General features: G+C 53.3%; 11 protein-coding genes and 4 pseudogenes. 11 read left to right on the top strand and 4 right to left on the bottom strand.

The features are described from left to right. Positions 1–175 precede the first annotated feature (175 nt). Complete coding sequence (locus ACOI7D_RS25860) at positions 176–1,186, bottom strand: RepB family plasmid replication initiator protein (RefSeq protein ID WP_000200071.1); 1,011 nt, start codon at positions 1,184–1,186, stop codon at positions 176–178. A gap of 751 nt (positions 1,187–1,937) precedes the next feature. On the opposite strand from ACOI7D_RS25860, the gene sopA reads away from it, so the two are divergent. The 3 genes and pseudogenes from sopA (at position 1,938) to ACOI7D_RS25845 (ending at position 6,668) form a co-directional block, all read left to right on the top strand. Beyond that, entirely contained in the window at positions 1,938–3,104 is a 1,167-nt protein-coding gene (gene sopA / locus ACOI7D_RS25855; protein ID WP_023307490.1) for a plasmid-partitioning protein SopA, read from the top strand. Continuing rightward, positions 3,104–4,075 carry a ParB/RepB/Spo0J family plasmid partition protein gene (locus ACOI7D_RS25850; RefSeq protein WP_004152062.1) on the top strand — a complete coding sequence of 324 codons (972 nt, stop codon included), beginning with the start codon at positions 3,104–3,106 and terminating at the stop codon, positions 4,073–4,075. Before sopA ends, ACOI7D_RS25850 begins: the two co-directional genes overlap by 1 nt. A 1,394-nt stretch (positions 4,076–5,469) precedes the next feature. Further along, positions 5,470–6,668, top strand: a pseudogene (locus ACOI7D_RS25845) (RNA-guided endonuclease InsQ/TnpB family protein). A 22-nt stretch (positions 6,669–6,690) separates the two neighbouring features. Here ACOI7D_RS25845 and ACOI7D_RS25840 read toward each other — a convergent pair. The 3 genes from ACOI7D_RS25840 to umuD form a co-directional block, all read right to left on the bottom strand. After that, entirely contained in the window at positions 6,691–6,846 is a 156-nt protein-coding gene (locus tag ACOI7D_RS25840) for a hypothetical protein (protein WP_001776126.1), read from the bottom strand. A gap of 138 nt (positions 6,847–6,984) precedes the next feature. Beyond that, positions 6,985–8,256: a Y-family DNA polymerase gene (locus ACOI7D_RS25835; RefSeq protein ID WP_023307489.1), complete on the bottom strand. Its 1,272-nt coding sequence runs from the start codon at positions 8,254–8,256 to the stop codon at positions 6,985–6,987. Beyond that, positions 8,256–8,681 (bottom strand): translesion error-prone DNA polymerase V autoproteolytic subunit, encoded by a 426-nt coding sequence (gene umuD / locus ACOI7D_RS25830; RefSeq protein WP_004182047.1) that lies wholly within the window; start codon positions 8,679–8,681, stop codon positions 8,256–8,258. The genes ACOI7D_RS25835 and umuD overlap by 1 nt, the downstream gene beginning before the upstream one ends. A 213-nt stretch (positions 8,682–8,894) precedes the next feature. Between umuD and ACOI7D_RS25825 the strand changes: the two genes are divergently transcribed. The 8 genes and pseudogenes from ACOI7D_RS25825 (at position 8,895) to ACOI7D_RS25790 (ending at position 14,195) form a co-directional block, all read left to right on the top strand. Continuing rightward, on the top strand, positions 8,895–9,125 hold the full coding sequence (locus tag ACOI7D_RS25825) for a hypothetical protein (RefSeq protein WP_004118481.1): 231 nt from the start codon (positions 8,895–8,897) through the stop codon (positions 9,123–9,125). Positions 9,126–9,645: 520 nt separating this feature from the next. Further along, positions 9,646–10,060, top strand: a pseudogene (locus ACOI7D_RS25820) (antirestriction protein). Between the two features lie 236 nt (positions 10,061–10,296). Next, positions 10,297–10,551 carry a DNA polymerase III subunit theta gene (locus tag ACOI7D_RS25815; RefSeq protein WP_004152754.1) on the top strand — a complete coding sequence of 85 codons (255 nt, stop codon included), beginning with the start codon at positions 10,297–10,299 and terminating at the stop codon, positions 10,549–10,551. A 34-nt stretch (positions 10,552–10,585) separates the two neighbouring features. After that, a complete protein-coding gene (locus ACOI7D_RS25810) occupies positions 10,586–10,903 on the top strand; it encodes a hypothetical protein (protein ID WP_004118473.1) in 318 nt (105 codons plus the stop codon). Positions 10,904–11,627: 724 nt separating this feature from the next. Further along, positions 11,628–11,852: pseudogene (locus ACOI7D_RS25805) on the top strand (hypothetical protein); the annotation flags it as partial. 94 nt (positions 11,853–11,946) lie between these two features. Next, positions 11,947–12,177 carry a hypothetical protein gene (locus ACOI7D_RS25800; RefSeq protein WP_001568051.1) on the top strand — a complete coding sequence of 77 codons (231 nt, stop codon included), beginning with the start codon at positions 11,947–11,949 and terminating at the stop codon, positions 12,175–12,177. 51 nt (positions 12,178–12,228) lie between these two features. After that, positions 12,229–13,584 (top strand): annotated as a pseudogene (locus ACOI7D_RS25795) (DUF3560 domain-containing protein). 47 nt (positions 13,585–13,631) lie between these two features. After that, positions 13,632–14,195, top strand: a complete 564-nt coding sequence (locus ACOI7D_RS25790) for a methyltransferase (RefSeq protein WP_013609525.1) — start codon at positions 13,632–13,634, stop codon at positions 14,193–14,195. Positions 14,196–14,443 lie beyond the last annotated feature (248 nt).

The raw sequence follows: 14,443 nt of genomic DNA, 5'->3' as shown, positions 1-14,443 counted from the left end.
GCATGCCGTAGTCAATATCTGCGTATCACGACCCCAAATCACATATTACAGTCAATATTGTTCGATCCGGGCAGAGATGATAGAGAATAAATATTGACTGCGGTATGCGTGATGCATATCACAGTCAATGGAATGTCCTTAGCGGCATCCGGCAGTCATGTTATGCATATCGCAGTCAATTTTCTGGCTTCATCGCTGAGAGGGCTTCAGCCAGTTTAAGAGGATCGATGCCAGCAGCCTTCAGCGCCTTAATGACTTCGTCATAATTTTGCTCTGGCGCCTTCTCTTCTTCCTCTTTGCGCGGAACCTTCACAGGACCACTGATGAGTTTGGGGTTGCGATAATGCACGCTGAAATAGGTGGCTCGGCCACGTTTAAACTCGGTGTAATCCAGATAACCAATATCCCGCAGCTGCTCCATCGCCTTACGCACCGTGTGGTTCTGCGTATAGACATTTGAGGTGAGATTTAGCCGGTCACGCATCCGTTTCATGGAAATAGGTGCAGGATTCTGGGGAAGACTTTCGATGTAGGTATAAAGCGCCTGGGCTGATTCCTTGCGCTGCAGGGCGTCAATGGCTTTCAGCCGCAGCAGTACCCTTCTGTCCATGTGGTAAAGCTCAAACAGCTTAGGTTCAGCCTTTATCTCAACGATATCCTCGGTGATGTCATAATAGGCTGACTGCACCAGATGGGTGGTCCATCCTTTGGTCTCGCTCTGGAACTTCAGCGTAACCGAGGCAAGTTTAAACAGGGAATTACTGATGCGATCGCGCATTTTTTTGTTTGAACGACGGGAGTTAAATCCGCACATCTTAACGAATTCGACGAACGACAGTTCCAGGGTGTCACTTTTTACCCCATACTCCGACATGGAACGAATTATCCCCAGCCAGACTTTAAAATCCGTGTCCATATCAAGACGCGAACCGGTGATCTTAACGTCAGTGTACCCTTCGCTTTTGGCAATAGACAGCTGTACAAGCTCCTCAGTCGCGTCTGTAACGTTTTTCCGGTTCGCCTTGCTCTTCCCTGTTGATTTCAGAGTTGGGACGAAGAGACCGAGTCTCATGAGCGCTACTGGCTGCACGGTACTGGTGCTGTTGACATCCAGCTTAACAACTTCGCCGGTTGTCTTATCAACTTCCTGAAGGTTCAGAAGTAAGCTGTTATTTTCGCTCGTCATCTTGATCCTCAACGGTTATCCACAAAAGGATGTAGTAATACGTATCGCAGTCAACGGATATACATACCTCAGTAAATACCGTTGCATATCACAGTATTAGATTATGCATATAACAGTCAACATTTTACATTCCGCAGTCGATCCAGACAGACGTTAAAGCCAGTTACAGCGCATGCTGGAGCGATCCGGGGATCTCTTTTGGATCTCACTATGATCTCCTTGGGATCAATTATTGGATCGAGACCTTGAATAACTCAGATACAAGGCCGGAAGCGCCACACCAGGTATCCAGAACCCTGCCCTGATTTTCCTGAATACGCTCTGGAAGATTGAGATCTACAGGTACAACAATGAAACATTGACTACGGTATGCTGAGTCGTCTTTCCTCTTTCTCGACACAGATACAGTAAGTATCATGCCACAGTCAATATATTACATATCGCAGTCAATTTCATTATAACTGGCTGATCCCGAGCCATCTTAAGCAACCCGACGTACGTGCAATCTGTGAATTCTGTGATTTTCCGCTTCCTCGCCGCTTTCTCACTCCGTGAGATCGCTTACTGCGGCGAGCGGCAGTGATTAATATTGGCTGCGGTATGTACTCTTTTGTACTCCCCTGCGGTCTTTGCATCACCCAATGCGGTTCACTTTGCACTTTTTCGTGCACTTTGCGTTTTTATTGTTGCTTTGCAATAAATTCCAAGATTTAATAAAATAATGCAAAGTGATGATTAAAGGATGTTCAGTATGGGACTCATGGATACACTCAACCAGTGCATAAGTGCTGGTCATGAAATGACGAAAGCAATCGCCATTGCGCAGTTTAATGATGACAGTCCGGAAGCCCGGAAAATAACCCGGCGCTGGAGGATTGGTGAAGCAGCAGATTTAGTTGGCGTGTCATCTCAGGCTATCAGGGATGCCGAGAAAGCTGGCCGGCTGCCTCACCCTGATATGGAAACCCGTGGAAGAGTTGAGCAACGCGTTGGTTATACCATCGAGCAAATCAATCACATGCGGGATGTATTTGGTACACGACTGCGCCGTGCTGAAGATGCGTTTCCGCCGGTGATTGGTGTTGCTGCTCACAAAGGTGGTGTTTACAAAACCTCCGTTTCTGTTCACCTGGCTCAGGACCTGGCCCTGAAAGGATTACGCGTTCTGCTTGTCGAGGGTAATGATCCTCAGGGCACAGCCTCGATGTATCACGGATGGGTGCCCGATCTTCATATACACGCGGAAGATACTCTCCTGCCCTTTTATCTTGGTGAAAAGGATGATGCCAGTTATGCGATAAAACCAACCTGCTGGCCTGGCCTTCATATCATTCCGTCCTGCCTGGCACTGCATCGCATTGAAACTGAACTGATGGGCAAATTTGATGAAGGAAAACTGCCCACCGACCCGCATCTGATGCTCCGCCTTGCTATTGAAACGATCGCTCATGACTATGATGTGATTGTTATCGACAGCGCACCGAACCTCGGTATTGGCACGATCAATGTCGTATGCGCTGCTGATGTGCTGATTGTTCCCACCCCGGCAGAGCTGTTCGATTACACTTCTGCACTGCAGTTTTTCGATATGCTTCGTGATCTGCTCAGGAATGTGGATCTTAAAGGCTTTGAGCCGGATGTCCGTATTCTGCTTACCAAATACAGTAATAACAATGGTTCGCAGTCCCCGTGGATGGAAGAACAAATTCGCGATGCATGGGGAAGCATGGTTCTTAAAAATGTGGTACGTGAAACCGATGAAGTTGGTAAAGGCCAGATCCGCATGAGAACCGTTTTCGAACAGGCGATTGATCAACGTTCTTCGACCGGCGCATGGCGAAACGCACTTTCAATCTGGGAACCTGTTTGTAATGAGATTTTTGATCGTCTGATTAAACCACGCTGGGAGATTAGATAATGAAGCGTGCCCCTGTCATTCCAAGGCATACCACACATACTCAATCGACTGAAGATACTTCATCACCGGCGCCGGCCGCGCCGATGGTGGATTCATTAATTGCGCGCGTGGGTGCTATGGCCCGCGGTAATGCTATCTCTCTTCCGGTATGTGGACGGGAAGTAAAATTTACCCTTGAGGTGCTCCGGGGAGACTCTGTTGAGAGCGCCTCACGCGTATGGTCAGGAAATGAGCGTGATCAGGAACTACTTACCGAAGATGCTCTGGATGATCTCATTCCTTCATTTTTACTGACCGGTCAGCAGACTCCAGCTTTCGGCCGCCGGGTTTCTGATGTCATAGAAATTGCAGACGGCAGCCGTCGCCGTAAAGCCGCAATCCTGACGGAAAGTGATTATCGCGTTCTGGTTGGTGAACTGGACGATGAGCAGATGGCTGCATTGTCCCGACTGGGTAACGATTATCGGCCGACGAGTGCTTATGAACGTGGCCTGCGTTATACAAGCCGGCTGCAGAATGAGTTTGCAGGAAATATTTCTGCGCTTGCCGATGCGGAAAATATCTCTCGTAAGATCATTACCCGCTGTATTAATACGGCCAAACTGCCTAAATCCGTTGTTGCCCTGTTTGCACATCCTGGAGAACTGTCTGCCCGGTCAGGTGAAGCCCTTCAGAAGGCTTTTGCAGATAAAGAAGAATTACTGAAGCAGCAGGCTGAGACTCTCCACGATCAGAAGAAAGCGGGACTAATCTTTGAAGCTGAAGAGGTCATTAGTCTTTTAACATCCGTACTGAAACAATCTCCCGCATCAAGAGTTAATCTGAGCTCACGTCATCAGTTTGCTCCAGGGGCAACAGCATTGTATAAGGGCGATAAAATGGTGCTTAACCTGGATAAGTCCCGCATTCCTGCGGAGTGTATAGAGAAAATAGAAGCCATTCTTAAGGAGCTTGAGAAACCAGGAGTCTGATGCGGACACGCATTAGTCTACGGTGATCTCCCTTTACTTCATTTCCTTTCTCACAGGCCAGAAAACATAACTGGCCTGAATATTCTCTCTGGGACCACGGTCCCACCTGCATCGTCGGTCAGCTTATCTGCCTGGGACCACGGTCCCACCTGTATCGCCGGTCAGGTTATCTCCCTGGGACCACGGTCCCACCTGCGTCATCTGTCAGCTTATCTGCCTGGGACCATGGTCCCACCTGCGTCGTCGGCCAGCTTATCTGCCTGGGACCACGGTCCCACCTGCGTCGTCGGTCAGCTTATCTGCCTGGGACCACGGTCCCACCTGCGTCATCTGTCAGCTTATCTGCCTGGGACCACGGTCCCACCTGTATCGCCGGTCAGGTTATCTCCCTGGGACCACGGTCCCACCTGCATCGTCGGTCAAGTTATCTCCCTGGGACCATGGTCCCACCTGCGTCGTCGGTCAGCTTATCTGCCTGGGACCACGGTCCCACCTGCGTCATCTGTCAGCTTATCTGCCTGGGACCACGGTCCCACCTGTATCGCCGGTCAGGTTATCTCCCTGGGACCACGGTCCCACCTGCATCGTCGGTCAAGTTATCTCCCTGGGACCATGGTCCCACCTGCGTCGTCGGTCAGCTTATCTGCCTGGGACCACGGTCCCACCTGCGTCATCTGTCAGCTTATCTGCCTGGGACCACGGTCCCACCTGCATCGTCGGCACATTATTAGTTAGGGATAACGGTTCAATCAATGCCTGTCACGAACAGGTATTGGCTTGTCGCCAGCAACCCGATGAGCGGAGTAATCACGCAGCAGGGCGGCTATTACAGGCGATGGTGAAAGCTCTATTGGGATCTGAACGAAGCATGTTGAGTGAAATTTGCAAAATTTCGCAGAGTATGCAGCTTAATCTTTAAATTTCCGCCGGCATTTTTAAAGCCAGCTACCGACGCTGCGCGTTGGCCGGCCCTTCGTCCGGCGGGTAACCAGTACCGGCCGATCTTACGACCCTGGATGAACATCATCCCGTCAGCAGCGTCTCCACTGTGATGTCGTTTTTCACACTGTGCGATCACAAAATAGAACGGGGAGGGACAACATATGGTAGGAAAAGCAACTGCCAGAGACACAATATATTGATTATCCACAGTAACGGGGGATAACCGTGTGGGTAACATATTGAAAGTCCGTCACGTTATCGTATTAATTGACTTTGTAGACACCACTGGACCATAAAAAGAATCCGGGGGAATCATCACAGCGCATAAACATACCGTTTGTTTTTGGGGGACGGCAAGGAGGCCCCTGTTATCCAGTGCGCCGTAAAACCCCGACCTTCAGGGCGGGGATATAAGGCGCGGTTTTCCGACTAACTTCGGTTAAAATAGCCTCATGAAACGACTTCAAGCCTTCAAATTCCAGTTAAGACCGAATGGTCAGCAGGAGCGCGATATGCGGCGCTTCGCTGGGGCTTGTCGCTTCGTCTTTAACCGTGCGCTGGCGCTTCAAAACGAAAACCATGAAGCGGGGAACAAATATGTTTCCTACACCAAAATGGCTTCATGGCTCATTGAGTGGAAATCACACCCTGATACCCAGTGGCTAAAAGACACGCCATCACAGCCGTTGCAGCAGTCGCTCAAAGATCTGGAGCGCGGCTACAAGAATTTCTTCCAGAAGCGTGCAGCATTCCCTCGTTTCAAGAAACGCGGCCAAAACGATGCCCGCAAGGCGTGAAGCTCGATCAGACCAACAATCGTATATCGCTTCCTAAGTTGGGCTGGATACGCTATCGCAATAGCCGTGAAGTCATCGGCGAAGTTAAAAACGTCACGGTCATCCAGTCATGCGGCAAATGGTACGTTAGCATCCAGACGGAATACGAAGTGCCTGAACAGGTTCATAAGGCAGCGTCAATGGTCGGTTTGGACGCCGGAGTCACGAAACTTGCCACGCTTTCTGATGGCACCGTATACCAGCCAGTCAACAGCTTCAAAGCAAGCCAGCGTAAGCTGGCTATGCTTCAACGGCAGTTAAGCCGCAAAGTTAAATTCAGTGCCAGTTGGCAGAAACAGAAGAAAAAAATCCAGCGTCTGCACTCACACATTGCCAATATCCGGCGCGACTACCTTCACAAAGTCACCAGTGAAATCAGCAAAAACCACGCGATGATCGTCATTGAGGACTTGAAGGTCAGTAACATGTCGAAATCGGCAAAAGGTACGGCAGAGCGGCCCGGACGAAACATCAGAGCCAAATCAGGCTTAAACCGTTCGATACTGGATCAGGGCTGGTACGAAATGCGCAGACAGCTTGAGTACAAGCAGCTCTGGCGTGGTGGTCAGGTACTGGCGATACCTCCGGCATACACAAGCCAGCGTTGTGCCTGCTGTGGTCATACGGCGAAAGAAAACCGTCAAACGCAAAGTAAATTCGTGTGTCAGGTATGCGGCTATACCGAGAACGCCGATATCAACGGAGCACGTAACATTTTAGCGGCAGGACATGCCGTGCTTGCCTGTGGAGGGATGATACAGTCGGGCCGCCCGCTGAAGCAGGAACCCACCGAGGCGAGTCAGGCTCCGGTCTGAACGCTGTAGGAATCCTCGCCCTTCAGGGCGGGGAGGATGTCAACAATTGCACCAGGTCTTTTTCGTCCAGCGCATCGAGCATTTGTTCATACAGAGCCGCGGGCACACAATAAAAAACAGGGCGGTTGCGGTCAATAATCGCGACCGGGTAGCCGCCGCCGGCACTGGCGGTGGCCACCGGATCGTTTTTAAGTTCTCAGACGCTGGCAGTCACATCACACAGAATGATGTTTGTCATGGTTCCCTCCTGAGACAAGTCATCTGTATGATCGGTAAAGTAAGCTCTGGCGGCAAGTCCCGTCTGTCATTTCGACGGTCAGAAACGGGCAACCGGCAGCTCCTTCCAGCGGGTGGTATATGCCGGTGACAGCATCTCCCGTTTCATCTGCCAGTCCGGCGCAATACCCCGTCCGGCAAACCAGACTTTCCCGAGTCCGGAATGATTAATGCCGTCGAGTACCTTCATCAGCGCATCGCTGTGCGGCCGTGGCTGCACGTCATCGAACAGATTCAGCTGCGCGACGCCGTTCGGACTGAAATCATTGAGCATTATCCCCGCTTTTGCGTAGCGGTGGCCATCGAGCCAGATCCTGTCCAGAGACCTGACCGCTGCCGCGATAATGTCCCGGGTGTCACGGGTAGGGGTGTTCAGTTTTTCCGTGGCCACGTTACCGTAATACGGCTCATTAACCGCAAAAGGGGATGTCTTGATGAAGGTGCTGATATGCCGGCAGTACTGTCGCTCACCGCGCAACTTTTCCGCCGCGCGCTCGGCATACTGGCAGACGGCCTGGCGCATTTCTTCGTAGGTGGTGATCCGCTGCCCGAAGCTGCGACTGCAGACAATCTGCTGTTTCGGCGGCGGCGCTTCCTCCAGTGAAATGCAACTCTCGCCGTTCAGCTCACGTACCGTGCGCTCCAGAACTACGTTGAAGTTTTTCCGGATAAATGTGGGGTTCGTCAGCGACAGCTGCAGGGCGGTGGTGATCCCCATAACGTGCAGCTTTTTCGCTATCCGGTTCCCCACGCCCCAGATTTCTTCCACCGGCTGCAGGCTGAGTAATTTTGCCGTTCTGCGTGGATTTTCGGGCGACAGCGCCAGTACCCCCCTAAATTGTGGCCATTCCTTTGACGCCCACTGCGCCGATTTGGCCAGTGTTTTTGTGGCGCCGAAGCCGACACCGATCGTCAGTCCGGTTCCACTGAGAACATGCCCACGCAGCTGCCTGCCAAAATCCTCCAGATCCATACAGTGGCCAATTCCCCGGGCATCCAGGAAACATTCGTCAATTGAGTATTGTTCGACGCGGGGCGACAGCTCTTCCAGCAGGGCGACCACACGGTTACTCAGGCTCGCGTAGAGCTCGTAGTTGCTGGAAAAAACGTACAATTTTTCAGGAAACTGCGCCTCTTTGAGCTGGAACCAGGGGGGGCCCATCTTTATACCCAGCAGTTTGGCTTCAGCACTCCGGGCAATAACGCAGCCATCGTTGTTACTGAGAACGACGACAGGTTTGCCGCGCAAATCCGGCCTGAAAACCTTCTCGCAACTGGCATAGAAGGAGTTGACGTCAGCCAGGGCGAACATCAGTCTGCCCTCCGGGTTTTATGAATGAAGGCTGTCACCACACCGAAAATTTGCAGCGTTTCCGGATCCGGGTACAGGGAAGGGAAGTCCGGGTTCATCGCCTGCAGGGCTGGCCGCGGCGTCAGAAGCAGGCGTTTTACCGTAAATTCACCCTCAATTTCCGCGATAACAATATCCCCGTGCCGCGGCTGTTCTGCTTTATCCACGACCAACAGATCGCCGGAATAGAGGCCAATATCAGTCATTGAGTTGCCAATCGCCCTGACAAAATAGGTGGAGTGGCGCCGGTGAATGCAGTACTCATTCAGATCCAGTTCAGACTCAGTGTAGTCTGCTGCCGGTGACGGAAAACCCGCAGGGCATCGCTCTGTGAACAAAGGAATTTTTACTATGCTGGCTTCTGATACTGCAGGAATGAACTTCATCGTTTTTTTCCTCGCTTAAGGCTGTATATATATACAGTATTATTTTGCGGAGGCCGTTTTTTTTCAAGTCATCTTGTTGCCGTTGTCTGTAACCATTTGCTGTTCCTGCAAAAACAGGGAAATTTCAGAAGGATCGCTGCCAGTCCGGAGAATCGTTATCTAATAAAATGTAATATACTGAAGTACAGTGCATTTATTCTGAGTGGAGTGATTATGAATACGGGTTTAAGGCAGGTTCTGCGATATGCAGGCGTCCCGGTTGACGCCGCTGAACCGGTGCGCCGGCAATTCGGTAGCCGCCTGATTTTAATCGTGACGGTTGCTCTTCTTCCGCTGTTGATTGTTGACGTCCCTCAGTGGCTATTTGTGCTCTCTCAGATTATCTGGGGAAGCGGTATGTACATTGGTATCTCCGTGGCCAGTGATAAACCAGATCGCCGATAAGCTCAGAACGAGAGGTCTCCCGGGCCGCCTGGTGACGGGCAGCTGATAAACTGGCGCCATGCCATCAACACCGGATAAGGACGTCGCCGGCTTGTCTTTGCCGCCGGCTCCGCTTTGTCCGGCCCCCTCCCTCCGGTCTGCGGCCTTTATACGCAGCCATCGCGTCGCGATGCCAGCTTCTGCTTTTCTCCCTGCGCTCGTAAACCGCGACAGGGGAGCTCATGTTGTATCTCCTGCATCGCTTCGGGTAGTGCCGTGCCTTCACTTTAGCCCGGCCGCTGCAGATGCAAGGGTTCGCTGGCGCCGCCATCCTCGCCCGGTCGCAGTTTTTTTATGAAGCTCGCCGTTCTTCCCGTCGTTTTCTCGCTCAGGTTTCGCTCTAAAACCGTCCAGACCAGCTTCGTGCTTTATCTGCGCTGCGGCCTCCGGTGTCGCCCTTGCATCTTCCGCTTTCCGCCGGGCTGTCGTGTCGGCACGGCACAACCCGGTGCCGCAATCTTATGAACCTGTGGAGGTTGCTATGTATCATGCCCGTCAAACCATGCTGAATGTAGAGGAGTCCGACCGTCTCTCGTTCCTGCCGGATCTGTTTGGTAACGATTTTCTGGCCGGAGAGATGCAGGTCTATGCGCTCGCTGAGAAACACATCACCGATTACTGCGGAGGCTTCTGGCATTTCATCCGTATTCCGGAGGGCGGCGGCTACATGATGCCTGACGGTGACCGTTTCCCCGGATAACTGGTTTGATCGGTCCGTCAGCGCGGATGCGGCCGGAGTTATCATTACGGCGCTGGCGATCAACCGCCGTATCTGGCTGCACCATGAACGCGGTGATGCTGCCCTGACACGCCACCTGATGCTGCGGGAATCGCAGCTGTGGAATTTCATTGACTCTCATGACGAATGCGCTGCTATTTACGCGGCTCTGGACTGATACTATATCGGGGCGCCCGACGCCCCGTTTAAGGTCTGAGACGGCACGATCTGTGAGGAGCTTACCCGGCTTCGCAGATCGGTGCGGCCGCGCGAAAATCCTGGCAGGCTTCGCCTGCCGGTGAGGCGGTTCGCCACACCTGCGGCGCTGCGTACTGGCCTCACCTCAACAGGTCGCCAGTTAAGGATTAAGAGCGTAATATCTGCGTACCTTTTCTTCTTTTGCTGAATTTGCGTATGTCGCAGTGGAATATTGCCTCTTTTTCAAAGGAGGAGCAGGACAAAGTTGCCGTCGATAAGGTGGCTGCTGATGTTGCCTGGCAGGAGCGCATGAACAAGCCCGTCATGCCGGAACTTGTTGAACGGGAACAGCCTGAACACCTGCGCGAATATTTCCATGAACGGTTCCGCGTACATCGACTGAACAGTCAGCAGCTGCCGCGCGCAAATGCACCCGAATATAATAAACCGGGCGATGATCAGCAGAATTGATTTTCTTACTCAGTGTGTCCAGGGAGGGTAATCTGTGCGTATGTCTCTGATGTTTGCTGCCGTGACGCTTTTAACAGGTATTAACCTGTTTTTTATTCCGTTTCAGCCTGTTCCGGCTCTGTGGGGGGCTATCCTGGCCGTTGCTTTTGTTCTGATTAATGTCGTGGCGGATAAGCTGCGCCTCTGGAGTGGTATTGCGTGGATTATCGTTGCCGGCATCATCATAACGCTGATGCTGAAGGGGAAAGAGCCGGGTGACGAATTTCGTGTCCTGATCACCGTTTTCGCTTTCCTGGCTTCAATCTGGTATAGCGTTGCGCAGTTCAGGAAGGAAAATAAGCTCCGTTCCTGACGCCCCGTCTGGTATGCCGCCGGTTTCTCATGGCTTCTTTCCGGCGGCATGAAAAACATATTCTCTCCAGCCTGCATCTTTACGTTTCCGGCTTGCTCCCTGCTGTCTGTCTGCTTTCTCTTCTTCTTCCTGCTGTGATGTCTCTTTTTAAACCTTAAAGGCTTTAAAAGCATACCCACACTGGACACCTTCGGCTCCCGGCCAGCTGCGCTGTCCGGTCGTCGAGCCACACTCCGCTAACCGCGAAAAGACGCGGTAAGCTCCGCCGAACCCGCTACGCGGTTTCGGGCCTGGCGGCTAGTGTCTGATGTCTGAAGTCAAGGTCAACGGCAGCGCTTGCTGCGACCGTTCCGGCCGCGCCGCTTTCACCGTGCCGGCGATAAAGCTGCCGGCACTCTGCAGGGCAACGCCGTTTCGCGCCCGCGCTCTTCGTCGTTGCGGCGGGTGCCTGCTCCTTTCCCCTGGTCGTATCACCCGTTTGAGTCCATTCGCCGGGGCTGAGACAAGCACAGTCGCCATCATCCGTCCAGGGTAAATGGCACGCGGTAAACCGCGCCCTGGACAGCTGCCGTCGCCCGTGCTCGTTTATGCCCTTGCGGCGAACGGCTCTCAAACGGGTGAAGTTAATACCAGGGGGCAGGTTCAGCAGGTCCCCGCACAAAGTCAAAACCGCGGCCCCGGCAACTCAACGGGTGATGTTCTTTAAAAATCAGGAAAAAGAAAAATGCAGGATCCTTCATTGCGAACGTATCGGATCGCATTTCTGGGAAGCAATGCCAGCGGCAATCTGCCGATGTTTACCCGGGTGCAGGCCACGACCGGAAAACGGGCGATAAAAGCGTTTATTGAACGCTGTGAACCCGTCAAAGGCTGGTTTCTGGGCGCACCGGAAGACATTACCGATCAGGTTCAGAAGGAGGAAGAAGAGGCGGGAAGCAAACCGCAGGTACGAAAAAAGCAGGGTAAACCCTGCTTCTCCCACGCCGTAAAAATCGCACGAACGGTTTTTCCGGCTTCGTTAACTACCATAAGGAGTCAACTTTATGATCGTTTCTATTTTTTCACCTTCCGCAGGCGCTGTAAAGCCCCGTCGTCATTCGCGCATTCTGCGCGCAGATATCACCGCACCGGAGATTGATCCCGCTCTCAGAGCTTTCGGGCGTCATATCGCCAGAAGTCACCGCAAAGGGCGCGGTGTCCACATCCCCGCGATGAAAAATACCGCCCTCGGGCAGGTACTCCGCACGCTGGAACTGAAACGCGCATTTAACTGATGAGGTGAGCCGCCCCGCGAGGGGCGGCAACTGCAGGAAGGAGAAAACACAATGACACCGACTACCGCACAGATCATGACGGAAAATACCGTCAGCCAGACTTACCGGGCAACCTATTCACCCGATGATAATAAATTGCGACTTTACGCATCATTACGGCTCGATGAAGAAACGTATTCCCTGATCAACAAAGCAGGATTTCGCTGGGCGCCCAAACAGAAACTCTTTGTGGCGCCAGCCTGGACGCCGGGGCGGGAGGATGTCCTGCTTTCGCTCGCCGGTGATATCGAGGACGAGGACAGCACCCTGTTTGATCGCCAGGAGCAGCGCGCCGGGCGGTTCAGTGACTACAGTGACCGGCGGGCGGTTGAATCGGAGCAGGCGCTTGCGCATGTTGATTCGCTGGCATCGGCTGTCCCGCTGGGACAGCCGATCCTGGTAGGCCACCACAGCGAGCGCCGCGCGCGCCGGCATGCGCAGAAAATTGAGAGCGGCATGAAACGTGCCGTGATGCTGTTCGAGCGTGCGGAATACTGGGAACAGCGCGCGCAGGCCTCTCTGCGGCACGCAAAATACAAGGAGCGTCCGGATGTGCGTTACCGCCGTATCAAAAAAATCGAGGCGGAATGACGCAAGTCCCAAAAGCACATTGCCCGGTCTGAAAAGCATATGACGATGTGGCGTGCGCAGACGCTCGATCTGAAAATGGCGTTACTGGTCAGTAATTATGATCATATTCATGCCTGCTTTACGCTCGACAAATACCCCCGCCCGGCAGAGAAAAGCCAGTATGAGGGCTCGATGTCTCTCCATTCTGCCCTGTCGGAGGAGATCATTACTTTTGAACAGGCGCGTGATATTGCGATCCGCTGTCATGAGCGCACGATTAACCACCAACAGCGCTGGGTTAATCATTACCAGAACCGCCTGGCCTACGAACGCGCGATGCTCAATGAAAACGGTGGCGTTGTCACCCGAACACAGGAATTTGAACCAGGCGGGCAGGTACTGAGCCGGGGAGAATGGTTAACCATTCTCCGGGTTAACCGGAGTAAGGGGGAGGTGAGTTCAGTCGAAACGCCCGGTTATCGCTTTCTGGGCTACAGCGGCACGATGAAACTCACGCCCGACCGTATCACGGACTACAAAGCCCCGACAGCGGAGGAAGCCAGCGACGCGAAGAAAGCGGCGAAGCGCCCACCGATCGTCAATTATCCGGGGGAAGGGTTCCGGGAAATGACAAAAGCCGAGTGGGCGAAATTACCCGCTGATTATAAAGGCGTGCGGGGTGCTGCAGAAACCGAAACACACGGCGCCTACCGCTTCCGCCGGTGCATGACGCACGGTTGTACGCTCGTGAATGTGTATATCACAGACATGAAAACCGTTGAAATTCCGAAAAAATAGCAGGAAGGCTCCCCGGCATCTTGCCGGGGAGGTCAGGGAGTACATTCATGCATCATGACCTTAAACACCGTATTCAGGCGATGCGGGTCAAACTGGAAGGGCGCGCCCCTGTCGCTGAAATTCAGGGTAGCTCGCAACTTTTTGTCACCCCCTCCCCGGAATGTCGCCGGCTGGTTGAGCTGGCTGATGTCCGGGAAACCGATCGCATTCTGGAACCCAGTGCCGGAACGGGCGCCATACTGCAGGCGATCAGGGATGCAGTCCCCCGGGCGAAGTGTGACGCCGTGGAGCTGCACGCCGGGTTAGCCCGTCACCTGCAGGCGCATTTCCCGGAGGTCCGGATCTGGTGCGGAGATTTTCTCGAATATCATCCGGAGCGCCGGTATACACGAATTATCATGAATCCGCCGTTTAATCGCGGTGATGATATCCGGCATATCCGGCGGGCATTAACTCTGCTTGAGCCTGGCGGGATTCTGACGGGCATATGTCTGGACGGGCCGCGTCAGCAAAAGGCGCTGGAGTCCCTGGCGGACGTCTGGGAGCCGTTGCCACGGGGAACATTCACGTATACCCAGGTAGCGACCGCCATTCTCAGAATAACCGTCTGATGACACGTTAAGCCGGCGGGGCACCTGTCCCCGTCTGGCCGCGCCTCGAAAGACCGCGCGCCTGCGGCGCCGGGAAAACCGGGCCGCGCTGACGCGCCGCCCGCATTTCCTTTTCGCGTCTTCCCTGTTTGCTGCCTGCTGTTTGCCTGCTTCCTCTTCTTCTCCCTGCTGTGATGCCTCTTTTTAAACCTTAAAGGCTTTAAAAGCACACCCGCACTGGACACCTTCGGCTCCCGGCCAGCTGCGCT

This window comes from Klebsiella sp. C360, from assembly GCF_048822415.1.
Taxonomy (GTDB): Bacteria; Pseudomonadota; Gammaproteobacteria; order Enterobacterales; family Enterobacteriaceae; genus Klebsiella; species Klebsiella quasipneumoniae.
This window is presented reverse-complemented; position numbering and strand designations above follow the sequence as displayed.